General features: G+C 51.0%; 20 protein-coding genes. 13 read left to right on the top strand and 7 right to left on the bottom strand.

The genetic code is table 11. From position 1 onward, the window contains the following. Positions 1-6 precede the first annotated feature (6 nt). From BM030_RS05910 to BM030_RS05900, 3 genes are read left to right on the top strand one after another with little or no spacing between them, the layout of a single operon-like run. Positions 7-1,854 carry an L-type lectin family protein gene (locus BM030_RS05910; RefSeq protein WP_090972144.1) on the top strand — a complete coding sequence of 616 codons (1,848 nt, stop codon included), beginning with the start codon at positions 7-9 and terminating at the stop codon, positions 1,852-1,854. Positions 1,855-1,860: 6 nt separating this feature from the next. Then, entirely contained in the window at positions 1,861-3,450 is a 1,590-nt protein-coding gene (locus BM030_RS05905) for a T9SS type B sorting domain-containing protein (protein ID WP_090972142.1), read from the top strand. A gap of 42 nt (positions 3,451-3,492) precedes the next feature. Continuing rightward, positions 3,493-4,500: a PorP/SprF family type IX secretion system membrane protein gene (locus BM030_RS05900; protein ID WP_090972140.1), complete on the top strand. Its 1,008-nt coding sequence runs from the start codon at positions 3,493-3,495 to the stop codon at positions 4,498-4,500. A gap of 11 nt (positions 4,501-4,511) precedes the next feature. On the opposite strand, the gene BM030_RS05895 is transcribed toward BM030_RS05900, so the two are convergent. Then, on the bottom strand, positions 4,512-6,323 hold the full coding sequence (locus BM030_RS05895) for a DUF4153 domain-containing protein (protein WP_090972138.1): 1,812 nt from the start codon (positions 6,321-6,323) through the stop codon (positions 4,512-4,514). 132 nt (positions 6,324-6,455) lie between these two features. Between BM030_RS05895 and BM030_RS05890 the strand changes: the two genes are divergently transcribed. From BM030_RS05890 to BM030_RS05855, 8 genes are all read left to right on the top strand, one after another. Continuing rightward, positions 6,456-7,013: an RNA polymerase sigma factor gene (locus tag BM030_RS05890; protein WP_090972136.1), complete on the top strand. Its 558-nt coding sequence runs from the start codon at positions 6,456-6,458 to the stop codon at positions 7,011-7,013. Then, positions 7,010-7,822 carry a hypothetical protein gene (locus tag BM030_RS05885; protein WP_090972134.1) on the top strand — a complete coding sequence of 271 codons (813 nt, stop codon included), beginning with the start codon at positions 7,010-7,012 and terminating at the stop codon, positions 7,820-7,822. The genes BM030_RS05890 and BM030_RS05885 overlap by 4 nt, the downstream gene beginning before the upstream one ends. A gap of 40 nt (positions 7,823-7,862) precedes the next feature. Further along, complete coding sequence (locus tag BM030_RS05880; RefSeq protein ID WP_090972132.1) at positions 7,863-8,783, top strand: DUF4097 family beta strand repeat-containing protein; 921 nt, start codon at positions 7,863-7,865, stop codon at positions 8,781-8,783. Between the two features lie 90 nt (positions 8,784-8,873). Continuing rightward, on the top strand, positions 8,874-9,119 hold the full coding sequence (locus BM030_RS05875; RefSeq protein ID WP_090972130.1) for a hypothetical protein: 246 nt from the start codon (positions 8,874-8,876) through the stop codon (positions 9,117-9,119). A 95-nt stretch (positions 9,120-9,214) separates the two neighbouring features. Further along, a complete protein-coding gene (locus BM030_RS05870; RefSeq protein ID WP_090972128.1) occupies positions 9,215-10,156 on the top strand; it encodes an ATP-grasp domain-containing protein in 942 nt (313 codons plus the stop codon). Positions 10,157-10,164: 8 nt separating this feature from the next. Further along, entirely contained in the window at positions 10,165-10,494 is a 330-nt protein-coding gene (locus BM030_RS05865; protein ID WP_090972126.1) for an MmcQ/YjbR family DNA-binding protein, read from the top strand. Between the two features lie 61 nt (positions 10,495-10,555). Further along, complete coding sequence (locus tag BM030_RS05860) at positions 10,556-10,918, top strand: hypothetical protein (RefSeq protein ID WP_090972124.1); 363 nt, start codon at positions 10,556-10,558, stop codon at positions 10,916-10,918. Between the two features lie 46 nt (positions 10,919-10,964). Continuing rightward, complete coding sequence (locus BM030_RS05855; RefSeq protein WP_090972122.1) at positions 10,965-11,963, top strand: 2-hydroxyacid dehydrogenase; 999 nt, start codon at positions 10,965-10,967, stop codon at positions 11,961-11,963. A gap of 32 nt (positions 11,964-11,995) precedes the next feature. Here the strand turns inward: BM030_RS05855 and BM030_RS05850 are convergent, their stop codons facing one another. The 3 genes from BM030_RS05850 to BM030_RS05840 form a co-directional block, all read right to left on the bottom strand. Further along, on the bottom strand, positions 11,996-12,820 hold the full coding sequence (locus tag BM030_RS05850) for an NYN domain-containing protein (protein WP_090972249.1): 825 nt from the start codon (positions 12,818-12,820) through the stop codon (positions 11,996-11,998). A gap of 108 nt (positions 12,821-12,928) precedes the next feature. After that, positions 12,929-13,765, bottom strand: a complete 837-nt coding sequence (locus BM030_RS05845) for a DNA adenine methylase (protein WP_090972120.1) — start codon at positions 13,763-13,765, stop codon at positions 12,929-12,931. Between the two features lie 98 nt (positions 13,766-13,863). Further along, a complete protein-coding gene (locus tag BM030_RS05840; protein ID WP_090972118.1) occupies positions 13,864-14,376 on the bottom strand; it encodes a hypothetical protein in 513 nt (170 codons plus the stop codon). A 111-nt stretch (positions 14,377-14,487) separates the two neighbouring features. On the opposite strand from BM030_RS05840, the gene BM030_RS05835 reads away from it, so the two are divergent. Beyond that, positions 14,488-15,657, top strand: coding sequence for a MalY/PatB family protein (locus BM030_RS05835; protein WP_090972246.1), 1,170 nt, complete (start codon positions 14,488-14,490; stop codon positions 15,655-15,657). 10 nt (positions 15,658-15,667) lie between these two features. Here BM030_RS05835 and BM030_RS05830 read toward each other — a convergent pair whose 3' ends face one another. The 3 genes from BM030_RS05830 to BM030_RS05820 all read right to left on the bottom strand — a co-directional run bounded on the left by BM030_RS05830 (position 15,668) and on the right by BM030_RS05820 (position 17,690). Beyond that, positions 15,668-15,985, bottom strand: a complete 318-nt coding sequence (locus BM030_RS05830; RefSeq protein ID WP_090972116.1) for an HPF/RaiA family ribosome-associated protein — start codon at positions 15,983-15,985, stop codon at positions 15,668-15,670. A 204-nt stretch (positions 15,986-16,189) separates the two neighbouring features. Beyond that, positions 16,190-16,762 carry a YdeI/OmpD-associated family protein gene (locus BM030_RS05825; protein WP_090972113.1) on the bottom strand — a complete coding sequence of 191 codons (573 nt, stop codon included), beginning with the start codon at positions 16,760-16,762 and terminating at the stop codon, positions 16,190-16,192. Positions 16,763-16,775: 13 nt separating this feature from the next. Then, positions 16,776-17,690 carry a pirin family protein gene (locus BM030_RS05820; protein ID WP_090972111.1) on the bottom strand — a complete coding sequence of 305 codons (915 nt, stop codon included), beginning with the start codon at positions 17,688-17,690 and terminating at the stop codon, positions 16,776-16,778. Positions 17,691-17,831: 141 nt separating this feature from the next. Here BM030_RS05820 and BM030_RS05815 point away from each other — a divergent pair, with 141 nt between their 5' ends. Next, entirely contained in the window at positions 17,832-18,212 is a 381-nt protein-coding gene (locus BM030_RS05815; RefSeq protein WP_090972109.1) for an SRPBCC domain-containing protein, read from the top strand. The last annotated feature ends 4 nt before the right edge of the window (positions 18,213-18,216 follow it).

Raw genomic sequence — 18,216 nt, 5'->3', positions numbered from 1 at the left:
AAAGCAATGAATATACGTACCACCATACTTGATTTAAAGGTTTTCTGCCGGTTCACCGCACTCATCATAACCAGCTTGATTGTTTGCCACACCAGCCGAGCCCAATTCACCATCGTCGATGACTTGCGGGGTAACAACTATCCTCACATTAAAGTAGGAGGGGGAGATGTTCAAGCGCAGGGCGAAGCCTATTTTACCTCCGGTATTGACGATCCCGTCGGTAGCGGATGGTTGCGGCTAACAAAGGATCTCACCAATCAACGGGGCTTTGCTTATATCGACCGCTCTTTTCCGTCCGGCATGGGGGTGTTGGTTGATTTCGAGTATAAAATGTGGAGAACCCGCAACGACAGCTATGGCGGCGCGGATGGGCTATGCGTATTCCTCTTTGATGCTGAAGCCGACTTTCGTTTAGGCGGATACGGAGGATCGCTTGGCTATGCACCAAATACAGCAGCCTATATCAATGAAGGTTTAGCCGGGGGATATGTGGGCGTAGGTTTCGATGCTTACGGAAACTTTTCAAATCCAAGCGAAGGTCGTAATGGTGGACTTGGAGAGCTGCCAAATTCGGTTGTCCTCCGGGGGCCGACAACCAACAACGCGAATACAACCAACGAATACCTCGCCGGCGCACAACTAAGTCCGGACCGTATGTCTAACGAGGTCGATTATGATATCACAACTACCACACGCCCTTCCAGCGACGAATTTTACCGGCGGGTCCAGATTACCATCATGTATAATAATGCGGAGAGATTATACGACATTACCGTGCGTTGGACTAAAAAGCCAGGTGGAACGTTTACCGACCTGATCACCTATCAAACCACTGAGCCGCCCCCTCCGACAATGAAGGTAGGTTTTGCGGCCTCCTCCGGGGGTGGTTTCAATTACCATGAAATCCGCAATATTCTTGTCACTACACTGGGTAACCTGCGAACCGTAAAATTAGCAAACAGGGATTACCTAATCCCCGAAAACGCAACCGGAGGGGAAAATAACAAGGAAATCACCTATACCATTGAGGTAGTCAACGATACCGATGCGCCCATTGAAAGTATTGAATTAAGGGATACCATCAAAGATGCTTATGGAAACACGTTGACTCCGTCAACGTTTAGGATTGACTCCATCCAAGTTCTTGACACCAATGTGTTAACCGCTACGGAACCGATCCATCAGGTGTCCCCGAACGTATTGCGCGGAACCCTATCCATTATTTCCAACAGCACAGGTCGCATAGAAGTGAAGGGTACGCTCCTCCAGACTCCGCCCGGCAACCACATTGTCAACACGGTTAAATTGCATGTGCCCGCTGGAACCGATCAAGACACGCTCAATAACATTTCTTCCGTACGGACGCCGGTATACGCGCAAGGCGTAGACCTTATCTTGGGCGACATTATTGCTGATGGAAGGTGCATCGACTACGTGAATGGCAATACATTTACTGTGCAAGTATCTAACATGGGGACAGACGATGTCAATGTTCGCTCGAACAACATCACCGTTGAGATTAACCATCCAGCAGGTATTACCTTTTTGCTATTGCCCCCCACTGCGTCACGGTGGACTGTTGAATCTAATAGCCCCACGAGCCATACCTATCGACTCACCAATCCATCACTGGAGACATTACGAAGAGGCTTTACGCACCCAGATGCCATCCGTTTCCGCTTAAGCCCGGAACTAACGGACATACCTACCCGCTCTACCTATACAGTAAGTGCAACAGTAACGCAACAGAAAGACGGTGAGCACAACAATAACGAAAACAACACCAGTACGGCGCCACTTCACAACTGCACCGTCACCGCTAACCCGATGATTCGCCAGCGGGCGAAATGGTAACATAAGATGAACCGGTCAACAAAAATAGCTGTAAAGAAAATTGTGGCGTATGTCGGGGGTGTGCTTGGTATGTTGCTAACAGGGCCATGTACCACATTCGCCCAAACCGGCGAAGGGAGCACCACTGCAGACAATTCCACGGTACTCATCGAACCGGAAACCGTGGAACTGCGCTTTGCAGAAACTTGCTATTTCGGTCCCAATTCCCATTGGATCATCAACGGCACACTTGAAATCTGGAGTCCGAATATCTGGATTGCGCCAACGGCCACATTCAGCGGCACGGGGCGGATTATCGTCCACGATCCAAGTACGAACCCATTTCATGAAGATATGCCCTCCGGTCCTACCCGTGTCGACGGCAACAACGGTAATCCCATCGGCGTTGCCGTGGAACTACGCAATCCGGCTAACTTGATATTGGAGGATATAGACAATCCCGGCTATGATATTGATACGCCACAAAATAAGGGACCACAGTCCGCAGCGTTACACCTTAACGGTCTTTTCGAATTCGCTGTAGACAGCGGCGACATCCTGCTTAATGGCCACAACCTCTATTTAGGCCCGCAAGGGCGTTTTGCCGGTTACAATCGCCACCGGATGATCGTCACGGGCAACCGCATTGACGGCCATGTTGTCAAAACATATGCCTCGGCCCGCCCTTTTACATTCCCCATAGGTATCGCAGAGGGCGATTATACACCTGCCACCTTATCGCCCGCAGGCCCCACCCGGTTATACGTCAGCGTGCAGGATTATGACGCCGCTGAACCCAGCATCGCTCTCCTTAAAGATGGTGGCATGGATCGCATGTGGCATGTCTATGCAGACGAGGCCGTCCATACCGCTTATACGTTGCAACACAACAGCATTACCAACGGCAGCGCTTACGTAGACGAGCAGGCGCAAATTGCCCAATATGCGGGCAGCGGCAACTGGATGGGCGGCAATACGCAGCGGCTTGCCGAGGGGATACATGCCCGCGACTGGGTCACGGCCGCAACTGCTGCTGCCGACGATAGTTGGCTGACCAAGCTGGTATCAGCCAATCTGGGGCCAACGGCATTGGACGACTGGGGAAGCGGCCCTTCCGGAAGGCCCATTACCGTACTCGTTCTTGAAAACGACTTGCCCGGAAATAGCCCTATCCTGGTAAATCGCGTACGAGTAGCTGTCCAACCGCGCAACGGTTTAGCGTCTGTCAACCTCGATGGAAGCATTACTTACCGGTCGAACCAAACATTTGTTGGCGAAGACTCGCTTGTCTATGAAATTGTAGACCAAAACGACCTTAAAGACATCGCTACTGTCCGTATAACGGTCAATTATGCGGAACTGGTCATCCCCAATGCGCTCACCCCTAACGGAGACGGCAAAAACGACCTGTTTGTTATCCAAGGGCTGGAAAATTACGAGCACGCAGATCTCACCGTTTTTAATCGCTGGGGCAACGAAGTCTACCGCTCCCGCCGCTACCAGCAAAATTGGGATGGCGCCGGGGTTAGCGATGGCACTTATTATTATCGGCTGGTACTCAGAAAAGACGGCATAGAAACCATCCATAAGGGATGGATATTGGTAAAAAGGCTGTAATGGCAGATGAAAAGCTTGATTGATGTTAAATAACCCTATCAAATGGAAAAGATAAAAAAGTTATTGTTTACGCTGACGGCTTGGTTGATGGTTTTTACCGCACAAGGCCAGCAAAATATCCAGTTTACGCAATACATCTTTAACGCCATGAGTGTAAATCCAGCGTATGCGGGCTATAAGGAAGAACTTTTCGCCCAGCTGGGCCTAAGAAGCCAGTGGGTCGATTTGGAAGGGGCTCCGCAAACAGGACTGTTGTCGGTGGATGGGCTCCTTGACCTCCATGGTGCACGGCGCCATGGTGCGGGAGTGCAGATTACGGCAGATCAGCTCGGTCCGCAAACCGCTACGTCGGCTTACCTCAACTACGCGTACCGTATCCAGCTTAACAGGGAGGATACCGAACGGCTCAGCTTTGGCGTCGGTGCAGGAGTAACGCAGTACAGCCTGGACGGACGCTTAATCCATGTGTTGGACGACGGCGATCAGGTACTGCCGCCCGGTAAAATCAGCAACTTTGTGCCGGATATTCGCTTTGGCGTCTACTACCATAATGCCAAATGGTATGCCGGTGTTTCCATCATGGATCTGCTTTCAGGTACGGGTGCCGATAATCTCTTCCGGTGGGATCATACTACCGTCGATCGCATCCGTCGGAAACGGCATATTTATGTTATAGGCGGCATGCTGATAGATTTAAGCGAATCGGTAAAGCTGAGGCCCAGTTTGCTGTATAAAGACGATCTTATGGGACCGCCCAGCATGGATTTCAATGCGATGGCCATCATAAGCGATCAGTTGTGGCTTGGCGGCGGCATCCGCACAGGAGTGTCGGCATTTCGCCGCGACTACCAGCGTTATACCGGAGATCGCCTGAGCGGACTAAACGCTATCTCGTTTGTCATGCAGGTCTTTGCGACGGATAGGTTACGCGTTGGATATTCGTATGACTATATGATTAGCCGGCTCAACGGCCTGCAAAACGGCTCGCATGAAGTTACCCTTGGCCTTACCCTTGGCAGTCCGCTCAACCGCGTCAAGTGTTATTTTTAGCCGGCGTTAAGCTACCTTTTCCTGAACAACAGCATGCCACTATAGCCCAACCCGCGGGAGGGTTGCTTGTCAACCGAATACAGGTCACCGTTGAGTTCATCTATGAGAAACACCACGTCAAATCGCCTGTTCGCACCCGTTAAGCGCATGCGCTCAGAAGAATAGCTATAGGTGCTCTTGCCCCGGCTGGTATCCCGTTCCAGCGTTCCTGCTTTGTGTGCCGCGAGAATTTCCAGTGTCAGTGGTTTCAGGTCAAAAGCAATGGTACTATCCCCTTCAAATTCGATTTTTACCTGCTTGGTCTCACCATCGATTTGGATGTCGCACTGCTGGCCTCCCAGGTCGACCACCGTGGAAATCGCTTGATGCGATTCGATTTTATATCCATAATCATACCCCGTTAGCGGTATCACGTTCCGGTGCTCGCGGTTGACGTAAAAATACTGCCGCTGTGCCGCCGCGGGCGACACGTGCAATAGCTTAAATGCGGTATCCCGTTTAAGTTCAATGATTTTATACCGCGGTTCATCGGTATGACTTTGTAATATCGACTGTTCCACGGCGGTGAGATCCACCTCCGTAAACCGCTGCAAGGTCGGTAGCCCATGCACCTCCACCAAGTAGCTGACAATGCTTGCTTTCTCACCGGATGCACCCTCGCCTGGTTCGGCATCCATCAGTTTGGCAAGGCGGCGCAACTGAGACTGCCGTGAGACACTTGCCGCCCCCTGCGGTCCGTATGTACCCAGCAACACACATATAAACAAACTCACAGGAATAATTTTGATATTGTCTTTCCGAAACACCAAGAAATATATACTTACACCCGTCAGCCAGACCCCCAGTATGATAAGGATGTATCGCTCTTCGGTAACGCCATAATCAGAAACACGTTTGTAGATGGCAAAACCCAATAGAATAATAAGGGGAATCATTGTGAGGTAGAAAAAACGGGAAAATAGCTGCACCCAGCGGTTGCCCTTGTCGTCCTTGATAGGCCATATCAGTAACAGCGAGAGGATTCCGAATACCGCATAACCCAATATCAAGGTCGCCACCATTCCTTTAGGGAGTTGCCATTCAACCAGAATTTTGATTTCATAGACCAGCAAAATGCAGAGGTAAATGGTCATCAACGGCACCAGCACATACTGCGTAAACACCTGGAGCCCTTTTGGGTATCGCATATCCAGTGAGCCCGCATCAAACGCTTTAGGCACCCCAGCCAAAAAAAACAATGTGTTGAAGCCAATGCCCAGCACTGCAAACAACTGCCCGTAAATCGCTGAGCTCAGGTTCAGGTTAAATAACTGTTCCACACCAAAAACAGCAACTGCCAAACCTGCAAACAGTGCAGCGGAATAGAATACCGCCGTAAGAAAATGTAAGAAAATCACCTTATTGAAGTGCCAGAACTCCACGCTGCCTGCCCGGTTTATAAACGGTGCAAACGCCACCAATTGATGGAATGCAAAAGCGAACAGTCCAAGCCGCACAATATCCGCCCCCCGATAATCCGGTTTGAGCAGGCAATACAAGCCTACGCAAACCCCTATCGCGGCCAGCCGCATCAGCCATTTACGCGCTGGCGTATACCCTCGCGATTCTGAAAATAAATCGGCTGAAAGCCCGAGGGTAAACAGGAGATTACACACGGCAACAGCCAGCCATAGGTCATTTTGCCATTGCTGGTCGATGGTAGGGTCGTCGATAAGGAAACAACACAACGCGGTGGCAACGATTGCCGTTACTGCAAGCGTGGGGAACCGCACGAATATGGCTCCAGCGTTCTTAGATAGATGATTAAAAGTAGGCAGCTTCATCGGTCTGTGTGCTAATGGATTTGCGATCGAAGATAGGCAAAGTATCCTAATATTTTTTTATTTTAATGCTGTTTTGCGTGCAACATTATCGTAGAGATGCCGACTAAAAGATGAATCACAGTTTAAAAGGACTTGCGACCTACGGAAAAAATTGACGAAACGGAATTAATTGCCTTATGCCGGGCAGGGCATGATACAGGTTATACCGGATTGTACAACAAATACGCCAAGGCGGTTTACAATTCCATCTGCCGTATCATTTCGCATACGGCCGAGGCGGAAGATATCCTGCAAGAAGCATTTTACCATGCCTTTGCAGACATCCATCGTCTTAAGAACGCCGCAAGTTTCGGCGCCTGGGTAAAGCGTATTGCATTAAACCGTTCCATCACCCATTTGCGTAAGCGTAAAATCCAGTTTGCCGAGGTAGCCGATCTGGATGTTGCCGACGATGTGGGCTATGACCCCGAAGAGCATGAATTGTTTGATTGCAAAGTAGACGACGTGCGGAATGCCATCGATCGGCTGCCGCCGGGTTACAAGACCGTATTAAACTTGTACCTATTCGAAGAACTCCCGCAAGAGGAGATCGGCAAGATGCTGGGCATTTCGCATGCAACTGTCCGTACGCAGTATCACCGAGCCCGAAAAAGAGTAATTCAATCGTTAAAAGACAAGATGCCATCATGAATGATCCGTTAAAGAAATTTGTGCAGGAGAACCGCGAGGCCTTTGATCACTTGGTGCCACCCACAGATGTGCTTCAAAGGTTGAAAGCTCAGTTGGTGCCGCCGCCCGTGGTAAAGAAACCGTTCATGCAGCGACATGGAAAAGCGATATGGCTCGTTGCAGCATCTTCGCTTGTGGGTATTGTGTGCACTTACGTACTGCTTAGCCGGCCCGATATGCCGCAAGGTGGCGGGGCTGAACCTCGAATTGCCCAGCAGGCCGATACCGAAGTGGTGGCGCCGCGGTCGGCTAAGGGCATGCCGTCAGCCGCAGATTCTTCCCTGTCCAATGAGCCGTCCCCTCAGGTAGCTATTGCGCAGCGCCCTCAGCCAAGCCCGAGCAAAAAAGCCGTACGTCCGGCTTCCGCCCAGCCGCATACACCCTCGCTTTTTTCAAGGCTTGCAGACAGCACTTCGGCCAGCATCCGGCTGGCTGCCATCTTGGAAATCGAGCAGTCAAACAAGCTGGATGATCACACCCTGACCAAGCTGTTCAGTACCATGAACCACGATGCCAATACCAATGTACGCTTAGCCGCCTTAGACGTGCTAAGCCGGCAGCTGCACCGTCCGCAGGTTGCAGACAGGTTCGCAGATGCATTGGCCGTGCAAAGTGACCCAGTGGTACAACTCGGTCTGGTCAAAATTGCCGCCCAATTAAATCACGTAGCAGTAGAAGAAGCCCTTTTTGCGTTGGCACGCAGCCCGTATACCTTTTCGGCTGTAAAAGACGAAGCCTATGCCATATTGTTGAACCAAGACAAACTGTAATAACAAGACAAACTGTAATAAAACGATATAGAGAAATCATATGAAAAAGCAAACAATCACTACGGCCATTATCCTATTCCTATGCACGTCCGCGTGGGCACAAAAGGAATATAAAATCGCGAAAAGTTCAGGGAAGCTCCACCTCAACCTGCACGGCGCCATCATTGAAGGCTATAAAGGCAATGAAATAATTTTTACCAGTCAGCGTGCGCCTGAAGAAGAAGATGAGCGGGCCAAAGGCCTGCAAGCGCTCAGCAGTTCAGGTTACCGAGACAATACGGGCTTAGGCATCAACGTCACGCAAAACGGTCAGGATATAATCGTCAATATGGTGGGTAACCGTTCGGTCGGCGACCTGTTGAAAATTCGGGTTCCCGAGCAACTTTCGCTGGTATTTAGCAATAACCAATCGGTCTTTGCCGATAGCCTCGCTATCAAAAACATGAAGGGCGAAATCGAGGTATCCACCTCATATAATACCGTTACCCTGGAAAATAACAGCGGCCCCATGAGTGTCAAAGCACTTTATCGCGATGTGGAAGCCCGATTCGGCAATGACATCAAGGGCCCTATATCTATCGTCTCGGTATACGGGCATGTCGATGTAGCGTTGCCCACAGCGGTCAAAGCAAACCTCACCCTGTCTACGGGGTACGGTAAGCTGTATGCAGCCAATGATTTTGACATTGCGGTCTCCCCTCCAAAACATACGGCCACCGGAACCGACGATTCCAGCGAGACGGCCACAGTGGAAATCGAACCCCGTCCAACGCGCCGGTATACCGTAGCAGGCGTAGTACCTCCGGCTGCCCCGGCAGCACCGGAACCAGCGAGAACCATCACGGTAAACTGGTTAAGCCATGGCGGCAATAAGGAAAATATTGAAGGAACCATCAACGGCGGTGGCCTTGATTTGATCCTTAAATCCACATACAAAAACGTTTACTTACGCACCAAATAAGAAGCACAAGGGGCCTGCGCTTGCCCTCGGTATTACCGGCAAACTTTTCGCTTCGCGGGGTGTTTATCTTAAACACGAATAGGAGTTAACATGGAAATACCTGCAAACAAAAAGCCCCTTACGGACGAAGAAAAACGGGAGCGTGGCATCGAAGAACATGAACGGGCGAACTATAGCGCTTATCCGCCTGACGAAGAGAAAGAGACAGCAAGACGCAATCCGTCTGATATCCGCGAAACCGATGATGCCCAAAAAACCGATACCGGGGCAAGTGACCTCGCGGGCACAGCGTCTGGCAATCTGGAAGAAGACGACCTTCCGGATGACGAGAAATAAAGTACGCTGTGTGCGCAGTTACCTGCCCCTCCCTAAACCTAATATTTCGTAGCTTTGCGATAATGCTCAAATAAAAAACAGCATTGCGCTGAGCCATGAAAATCGCATATATTATTTATCAATCCCAAGAACGGTATACCATCGGAGTCAGCAACGACGAAGACCGTGAATTACTCTATTTTTTACAAGGCAAAGGTTTAGACATTGTTCCAGCCATCTGGAACGATGCCACCGTCGATTGGACCGTATTTGACGCCGCCATCATTAAATCGCCCTGGGATTACCATGATCATATAGCGGCCTTTTACCAATGGCTTGATTCCATCACCCACCTGGGCATACACCTACTCAATCCGGTAAACATCGTAAAATGGAATAGCAATAAGCGTTATCTGCAAGATATAGCCGAGGCGGGCCTTCCCGTAATCCCCACCACTTACCTCTCAAAAGGCACTACCCTGCCTGTCGACGATACCCTTTTTGAAACCTTAGCGGCACTTCGCCTCGTAGTGAAGCCCTGTATCAGCGCAGGGGCGAAGCATACGTTTATCCTCACTCCGGAAACCATCGGCGACCAAGCCGCGCATATCAACCAGCTTCTTGCAAACGAAGGCTTTTTGGCACAACCGTTCGTGGACGAGGTCGCTCAGGGAGAGTGGTCATTCCTCTTTTTCGGCGGAGCATATAGCCATTGCGTACTGAAGGTGCCTAAGGCCGGTGATTTCAGGGTACAGCATCAATTCGGGGGCACCACCGTCTATCCCGAGGTTGATCCAGCACTTGTGATGCAAGCCCACGAATACGTCAAGCGTTTTGCCGAAGGAACGTTATATGCCCGTGTAGACGGCCTCATGAAAGACGGTCAATTTTACCTCATGGAACTCGAACTGATCGAGCCTTACCTCTTTCTTAATGCAGATACCGCCCGACAGGAAAATTATTATCGCGCAGCCACCAAAATGCTGCACGCTCCGCAACCCGGCCGGCAACCTGGGTCCGTATCGAATACCGCAACGATGATGGAACGTACCAAATGAGGTGAGTGATGATCAACGGAGACACTTTTACAGAAATGGCACTGTCGTTCCCGGGCACCGAACAGCGTCCGCATTTCGACCGGCAAGGGTACCGCGTTGCAGGCAAGCGGATGTTTGCCTCATACTTAGCTGCAGACAATACCGCCAACATTTTCCTCACGCCCGAAGAACAAGCCTTGTTTTGTGCCATGGATTCGGCTAACATCTATCCCGTACCAAACAAATGGGGCGATAAAGGAGCCACCACCTTTGCCCTTGATAATGTCGCCCGCGAACTGGTATTCGAAGCCCTGTTATCCGCCTATCATGCGGTGGTCAACCCGCCGCGGCGCAGTTAATGAAAGCCCTTGTAGCGATAGCACCGAAATATCCGTCTTCCCCGAAAGCTTATAACCCGCTATGAACAGGATCTGGTTAGCCTTATTGTTGTGTGCCACGTTTTTCATCCGCTGCGACCGGCAGGAAGCATTCACGTCCAACCAATTCATCGTTACCTATTTAGGAGCCTCAAACCCCTGCACAGAACAGCAGATACGGTTTGAAGAGCGCGACTTCGCGCGGCTGCGCGCGGTACTGGACAATCCGGAAATCCACGACGGGTGGTTCGGCACGCGCAATCTTACCGATTCGTTTCAGGCCGGCCAAAAAGTACGGGTTACCATACGTCCGCTGAAGCCCGAAGAAGACCAACCCTGTCTTGCGCTATACCTCATGCTGCGCCGGGTCTACGTCATTGAGGCTGTGCCTTACCAAGCAGGATAATAACCGCGGCATTGCATTTGTAGGTGCGGCTATTTATCTTTACTTCATGAAAGTCACCTTTTTTTCCGCCAAGCCCTATGATAAGGCATTCTTCGACAGGCTCAATGCCAACTTTCGGTTTGAACTGGTGTATTACGAAACCCACCTTGGGCCGCATATCGTCAATGCCGTTGAAGACTCCACGGCCATATGCGCCTTTGTCAATGATAAACTAAACGCCGAGGTACTGCAGGTTTTGGCAGAAAAGGGCGTGAAATACATCGCCTTGCGCAGTGCCGGTTTCAACAACTTGGATCTTGACGCCGCCAAAGCGCTGGGTTTACGCGTATGCAGGGTTCCAGCCTACTCGCCCGAAGCCGTGGCCGAACATGCGCTGGCCATGATCCTCACCCTCAACCGTAAAACGCACAAAGCCTACAACCGGGTGCGGGAGCAGAACTTTTCGCTCAATGGACTGATGGGCTTCAACCTGCACGGGAAAACCATCGGCATCGTTGGCACCGGTAACATCGGCAAGGCATTTGCCCGTATCATGAGTGGCTTCGGTTGCAAACTGATTGCGCATGACATCCATGAAGACGACACCCTCAGTGCAATCGGCGTTAGTTACCGGCCCTTATCCGATTTGTTCGCCCAGGCAGACATCGTTTCCTTGCATTGCCCATTGCTGGAAAGTACCCGCCACCTTATCAACAGTGCATCCCTCCGGCAGATGAAGCCCGGCGTTATGATCATCAACACCAGTCGTGGCGGACTCATCGACACGGCAGCCATATTGGAAGGCCTACGTTCCAAGCATATCGGCTATTTAGGCATTGACGTTTACGAGCAAGAAGACAAACTGTTCTTCCGCGACCTTTCCCAGACCATACTCAACGACGACACCATCCAGTTGCTGATGAGCTTCCCTAATGTGCTCGTTACCGGCCATCAAGCCTTTTTTACCATGGAAGCGATGGAAGAAATCGCTACCACCACCCTGCAAAATCTATCACGGCTATCGCAAGGCCTTGAGCCCGAAAATCCTGCCGCCCTGCTGGTGTAACCATAAGAAAGGCCTGTACTGTACCACTGTCGTCACTTCTTCGCCCTTCGCCTGATGGCTTTCTGCGCTTCCTTGATTCTAATGTATACGTGTTTGATTTTGGTTTTCTCGGTACTTTTTTCTTCCACCTCAAAATGTTCGTCCAGCGACTTAAACAGCGGTGTAAGCTTGGAAAACCCATACACCCTGGGGTCAAAGTCGGGCTTCCGTTTATTAAGCAGGCCACCAATGGCCGATAACGGCGCCCATCCCCCTTCGTCCGCCACATCATTTACCGAAGCTTTCAGCAGGTCAAGCAACTCACGGCCAATGGGTTCATATTCCGGCGTACCTTGGCTTGCAGGCTTCAGCACCTTAGTAGCCGTATCCACCGTTTCCGCAGGCACCTTGGTTTTAGGCGCAGGTTTAGCATCTTCCTTATCCAGTATTTCGATGTAAATGAATTTATCACATGCCGCAATAAAAGGTTTGGGCGTTTTCTTTTCACCCACACCAATCACCAATTTGCCAGACTCGCGCAGCCGGATGGCCAGCCTCGTAAAGTCACTGTCGCTCGAAACAATAGTAAACCCATCCACCTGTTGACTATGGAGAATGTCCATCGCATCGATGATGAGCGCTGAATCCGAAGAGTTCTTTCCGCTCGTATAACTATACTGTTGGATGGGCGTTATCGCATGCGTAAGCAGCGGTTCCTTCCATCCCACCACGTGCGATTTCGTCCAATCTGCATATATCCGCTTAACAGACGGTATCCCGTACCGCTTCACTTCGTCCAGGATGCTTGCTATCTTCGAGCTTGACACATTGTCTGCATCAATCAGCACCGCAATTTTTAAATCTACCTCCTGCGCCATAAACATGTTTACATTTAACCAATACGAAGGTAGTCAATTTAATCGCAGTTAGGGTTCGGCAATTTTTCGCCCTGTGTCAAAAGCTGTTCCAACAAGCCCCAAACCATATCAGTCGTCATAATTGCGTATCAGGTATTCGTCTACCACGCCCCGCTTATCTGCCGCAGAATTCACCGCGCGGGTTGCTTTCACCGTACGGACATCATAAGCCGCATACAGCTCCTTGATGAGCGGTACCGCCGAGTTGGAAAGCAAAAATTTCACGCCACGCGCGTGCAACCTATCGCAAACATCCCGGAGGCGCACCTGGTCGTCTGCATTCCACCCACCTTGCACATAGCCCGTAAAATTCGACGTCGGCGATACGGGGTGGTATGGTGGATCCAGGTAAACAAAATCATTCCGCGCCGCGCCGGCCAGCGCGGTTTCATAGTCGGTGTTCAACACCGTAATCTCCGCATCGTTAAGGTAGTCGCTTACCGCCTTCAGCGTGGGTTCATTCACAATGTTAGGTTTTTTATACCGCCCAAACGGCGTATTAAATTCCCCCGCGCTGTTCACCCGGTATAACCCATTGTAACAGGTCTTATTTAAGTAAATGAACCGCGATGCCCTTCTCAGGTCGGGCAAATCAGCATATGCAGGCTGGCGGTCCAATGCCCGCAGTGCATAAAAATAATCCGCATTGTTTTCGTGCGTTTTCAGATCGGCCACCAAATCGTTCAGTTGAGTCTTGATAACATTGTAGACATTAATTAACTCCCCGTTTGCATCGTTGATTACCGCACGGCGCGGCTGCAGGTGAAACAGCACCGCCCCACCGCCCACAAACGGTTCGTAATAAGTGCCAAATCGGGCAGGCTTTAACGCCATGATTTCGTAGATGAGCTGCCGCTTGCCGCCCACCCATTTCAAGAATGGGGATACTAACTGATTTTTGGCCACAAAAACTTAACTAAAATAGTTAGCTCCAAAGCTCGTCATTTTCCATCAAAATACCAATTAAGCCCTACTATTGCCGCGGCCGCGTGGCTTGCTGCGGTTTACCGGTAGAAAATTGGGTGGTTAACCCCTTCAATACGAAGCAGCGGCGGCCGGGGACCGAAATGGTTATTGGTCCGCCTAACTACTTCCCTGATATCGATGTGGCCTAACTTCGCCAACATCGCCTCATAAAACCGCTGGTACGCCAGTTTCCGGCCCTGATAACCCCTATCAGGCGGATAATTGATATCCTCCTGCAAGGTTATCCAGTAAATCAGCTCTTTTTCGTCCTGCCCGAAAAACGAATACCGGCTGGTCAGGCCCCGCAGAAACAGGTCTTCCAACGCGGCCATTGCACTAGGTGCATTTGCTCCGGTAGTTTTGTGGTACAACCGCCATACCATTTCCTCATGGGTGTAGGCCTTTCCGTCAATAGACAGCCGATAGTCGCCTACGGCTTTATACCCCGGATATTCTATCAGCAACTTGCCCACCCAGAACGAGCAGGGGCCGCGTCCCCGCCGCTCCGTGCAAAGTTGAATCATGTAACGTACACCTTCTTCGTAAGTCATTTCAACGAGCTTATCCGTTCAGATGCCATGTCAATTTAGACGGTTAGCTGCGTGTTAAAGATAATAATTTCCGGCAAAACGTTATCTTAGCTACCGTTGAAAGAAGGAACCATGGATTATCACTTTGACGAACCCGTTGACCGTAAAAACACCGATAGCATTAAATGGGATGCCGCGGAAGCAGACGTGCTGCCCATGTGGGTGGCCGATATGGACTTCAAAGCCGCCCCTGCCATTGTAGAAGCCTTGCAAAACAGGGTTGCCCATGGCGTGTTTGGGTACACGCAAACCCCGCAGCGTTTTTACGACGCCATCGTCTCCTGGTGGCACAAGCGGCACGGTTTTACCCTCCAGCCCCATTGGCTACTTCCGGTTACGGGCGTCATCCCCGCCCTGTCGGCCACCATCCAGGCACTTACCGCCCCGGGCGACAAGATCTTGGTGCAGCCCCCGGTATACAACCATTTCTTTATGAGCATCAGCAACAGCGGGCGCCAGGTGGTAGAAAACCCTTTGCATTTCCAGGGGGGGCATTATCAGATAGCCTTTGATGATTTGGAAGCCAAGGCGGCAGACCCCGCTGTGACACTGCTCCTGCTCAGCAATCCGCACAATCCCGTGGGCCGCGTCTGGACGGCCGAAGAACTTCGTCGCATCGGCGACATTTGCGCGCGGCACGGGGTGGTCGTCGTGTCCGATGAAATCCATTCCGATCTGGTTTTCGGCAATCACAAACACACCCCGTTTGCGTCCTTAGAGCAGGAGCATAGCCTGCGTACGGTTACGATAAGTTCGCCCAGTAAGACCTTCAACTTAGCGGGGCTCCAGGTGGCGTACCTGTTTTCTGAACGCGAGGATTTCAGGAAACGCATCCAAGAGGTATTCAACACCCGGGAGATGGCCCTGTTGACCCCGTTCGCCATCGAGGCCCTTATCGCCGCTTACGAGCAGGGCGACGATTGGTTGGAAGCACTCAAAACCTACCTCACAGGCAACCTGGCCCATTTAACGGCCTTCTGCGCAACGCACCTTCCGCACATTGCGGTCGTTCCCTTGCAAGCCACCTACCTGGTTTGGTTAGATTGCCGCGCCGTCATCACCTCGACGGCGGCTTTCGCCGATAAACTGCGGCGTCAAGAAAAGCTGTGGCTTAACCCGGGCACGCTATATGGCCAGGCGGGCGAAGGTTTCCTGCGCATCAATATTGCCTGCCCCCGTTCGCTGCTCAACGACGGACTGTCCCGGTTAGTGCGTGGCTTCCGGTTGGCCGATCAACCTTAGCGGCATACCGCTAAGAATGGCTTTTCATTTTATCGGTACGGGTCCTCAGCAGTTGGGCCACTTTGTCCACCGCTTGTTTGAATGCCACGTCAATATTATCCGCTGTCGCGGTTACGGCCTCCGGCGCAACGCCCTTTATTCGCACTTCTATCGTGCAGCGCTTATCGTTGCTGCCTTGCCTTTCACTATTTTCATCGGCCAAAAATACTTCCAGCCGTGTAATGAATTCCTCAAACCGGGCCAGGGAATCGTTCAATTGCTCGGTAATCCGGTTAGCATAACTTTCGGTTACCTGAATGTTCTTGTCTGAATTTACTTGTATCGTCATGTTCTTATCTCTTTGCTGCCATAATACAAAGATGGATCCAGAATTCAGCGACCAGCATAGTCCAGCATGGTTAATTAAAATAATATCCGGATATTTGCAGCATCATAATTTAGGTTTATAATTGGTTAGTAAAGGTTTCCATTCTCCCCGTTTGGAAACCTTTCGTTTTTTACCAGAAAGGCAAGACTTCAGCACTTTCAGCCATCAAAACTGCTTCGGCTTTTTGTTTTGCGCTGCCAACACCGCTATTTCGTTTACACGTTTTTGCCGGGTATCAGGGCGTTTAGCCAATACCACCCACGTCAAGATAGCCTTCCGGGCAGACCTACTTAAGCTGTCAAAATAATTCTTTGCACCGTCATGCAGCAAGAATGCCGCTTCCAAATCTTCCGGAATCGTTAACGCCTCCACCTCATCCAGTATGGTCCAGCAGCCATTTTGCTGCGCTACCTCCACACACGCCAAGCCAGCGGGTGTCATCCGTCCTTCCTCAATTAACCGGCTTACCTTTTCTTTGTTAATTTTAGACCACGTGCTCGTTGGCTTCCGTTTGCCGAAAAACTGCATCGCACGCTCTTCGTCCAATTTCTTTTTAATACTATCTATCCAGCCAAAGCACAAGGCTTCATCCACCGCTTCGCTCCAGGTCAACGTCGGCTTGCCTGACTTTTTGCTGTACGTAACCAGCCATACCCCTTGTTTTTCGCGGTGGTTTTCGCTTAACCACCTTCTCCATTCTTCCCGGGTGGCTGCATACAGTTTTTCATGATCTTTCATCGCGGAGTAGCCTTTACGAAAGCGGTTCAGGGTTAGGCGGTGTACCTGTCGGCCTCGAACGGTCTTCCGGAAGCGGGATGAAGACCTCGTTATCGTTCGGGGGCAGGATAAACCGGCCTTGCTTCCAATCCTCTTTGGCCTGTTCAATGCGTTCCCTCCGCGAAGAAACAAAGTTCCACCAAATGAAGCGTTCACCCAAGGGTTCACCCCCAAGGAGCATCAATGTCGTATCTTCCTTGGCTACTATGCGCGGATCCACCCCTTTTGTGAATACCAGCATCTTGCCGCTGTCATAGGTAGTTCCCCCGATTTCCACCGCCCCTTTGACAATGTAAAAGCCACGCTCCGAATGCTCTTGCGGCAGACCAAAATGCGCTCCTTCCTGCAACATAACATGCAGGTAAAACAACGGCGAGTTGGTTGTTACATCGCTTTTCAACCCATAAGCGTCGCCCGCGATAAGGCGCATCCAGAGGCCTTTATCGGTAAAAACCGGCAACTGCTCGGGTTTATAGTTGGCAAACGTAGGCGCCGCTTCCTCATCCTTTTCGGGGAGGGCCACCCAGGTCTGCACCATTTCCAGTCCGCCCGCCAATGCCGACGGACTTTCAAACCGCTCTGAATGCGCTATGCCGCTACCCGCGGTCATCCAGTTCACTTCACCCGGGCGGATCACCTGTTGTACGCCCAAGCTATCCCGGTGTGTGACCTCACCACCGAACAGGTAACTGACCGTAGAAAGGCCAATATGGGGGTGCGGCAATACATCCATATCCGATGGATTGCCAATCCGGTTTTCAATGGGCCCGGCATGATCCATAAAGATAAAGGGGCCAATCATCCTGCGTAGCCGGAAGGGTAGTATGCGCTTCACCTTCATTTCGGCGCTTATCGCAGCGGGGCGGGATTCGATAACTAAATCAAGCATAACAGCGTCGTTTGTTTTCTGACAGGAAATATACGCAACTTTTTAGATAAATGCACCTTGGCTGGCCACCGGAATAGCGACACTGTGCCTTGGTGTGATGGTTGTCAGAAAAAAGGAGTAGCTTTGCTGCAAATAAGCGGCATGAGGGACTACAAAGCGTATTTTATTATCCCGGCAGAGCCGGAAATGGTGTACTTGGCGCTCACCACCGCAGAGACCATACGGCTGTGGACCGGCGACGAGGTGGTGATGGTGGCCGAGCCGGAAACGGAGTTTTCCCTTTGGGATGGTGCGATAACCGGCAAGAACCTGTCATTCGAACCCGGAAAGAAAATCGAGCAGCAATGGTACTTCGGCGACCAAGAAACGCCTTCCATTGTCACCATTAAACTGCACGCCCATAAGCGGGGAACCTCCATGGAAGTACGGCAAACCAACATACCTGATGAAGCGTATGATGAAATTGTGGACGGCTGGCAAACGGTATACGCAGCGTCACTCATCGAGTTTTACACCGAATAAGGAA

This window comes from Parapedobacter composti, assembly GCF_900112315.1.
Taxonomy (GTDB): domain Bacteria; phylum Bacteroidota; class Bacteroidia; order Sphingobacteriales; family Sphingobacteriaceae; genus Parapedobacter; species Parapedobacter composti.
Note: the sequence above shows the minus strand (reverse complement) of the source record. Positions and strands in the feature narration are given on the sequence as shown.

Bases quoted from the DNA above. Each gene is read 5' to 3' on its own strand.
- BM030_RS05910 (WP_090972144.1), top strand. From the start codon at position 7: ATGAATATACGTACCACCATACTTGATTTAAAGGTTTTCTGCCGGTTC.
- BM030_RS05905 (WP_090972142.1), top strand. From the start codon at position 1,861: ATGAACCGGTCAACAAAAATAGCTGTAAAGAAAATTGTGGCGTATGTC.
- BM030_RS05900 (WP_090972140.1), top strand. From the start codon at position 3,493: ATGGAAAAGATAAAAAAGTTATTGTTTACGCTGACGGCTTGGTTGATG.
- BM030_RS05895 (WP_090972138.1), bottom strand. From the start codon at position 6,323: ATGAAGCTGCCTACTTTTAATCATCTATCTAAGAACGCTGGAGCCATA.
- BM030_RS05885 (WP_090972134.1), top strand. From the start codon at position 7,010: ATGAATGATCCGTTAAAGAAATTTGTGCAGGAGAACCGCGAGGCCTTT.
- BM030_RS05880 (WP_090972132.1), top strand. From the start codon at position 7,863: ATGAAAAAGCAAACAATCACTACGGCCATTATCCTATTCCTATGCACG.
- BM030_RS05875 (WP_090972130.1), top strand. From the start codon at position 8,874: ATGGAAATACCTGCAAACAAAAAGCCCCTTACGGACGAAGAAAAACGG.
- BM030_RS05870 (WP_090972128.1), top strand. From the start codon at position 9,215: ATGAAAATCGCATATATTATTTATCAATCCCAAGAACGGTATACCATC.
- BM030_RS05865 (WP_090972126.1), top strand. From the start codon at position 10,165: ATGATCAACGGAGACACTTTTACAGAAATGGCACTGTCGTTCCCGGGC.
- BM030_RS05860 (WP_090972124.1), top strand. From the start codon at position 10,556: ATGAACAGGATCTGGTTAGCCTTATTGTTGTGTGCCACGTTTTTCATC.
- BM030_RS05855 (WP_090972122.1), top strand. From the start codon at position 10,965: ATGAAAGTCACCTTTTTTTCCGCCAAGCCCTATGATAAGGCATTCTTC.
- BM030_RS05850 (WP_090972249.1), bottom strand. From the start codon at position 12,820: ATGGCGCAGGAGGTAGATTTAAAAATTGCGGTGCTGATTGATGCAGAC.
- BM030_RS05840 (WP_090972118.1), bottom strand. From the start codon at position 14,376: ATGACTTACGAAGAAGGTGTACGTTACATGATTCAACTTTGCACGGAG.
- BM030_RS05835 (WP_090972246.1), top strand. From the start codon at position 14,488: ATGGATTATCACTTTGACGAACCCGTTGACCGTAAAAACACCGATAGC.
- BM030_RS05830 (WP_090972116.1), bottom strand. From the start codon at position 15,985: ATGACGATACAAGTAAATTCAGACAAGAACATTCAGGTAACCGAAAGT.
- BM030_RS05825 (WP_090972113.1), bottom strand. From the start codon at position 16,762: ATGAAAGATCATGAAAAACTGTATGCAGCCACCCGGGAAGAATGGAGA.
- BM030_RS05820 (WP_090972111.1), bottom strand. From the start codon at position 17,690: ATGCTTGATTTAGTTATCGAATCCCGCCCCGCTGCGATAAGCGCCGAA.
- BM030_RS05815 (WP_090972109.1), top strand. From the start codon at position 17,832: ATGAGGGACTACAAAGCGTATTTTATTATCCCGGCAGAGCCGGAAATG.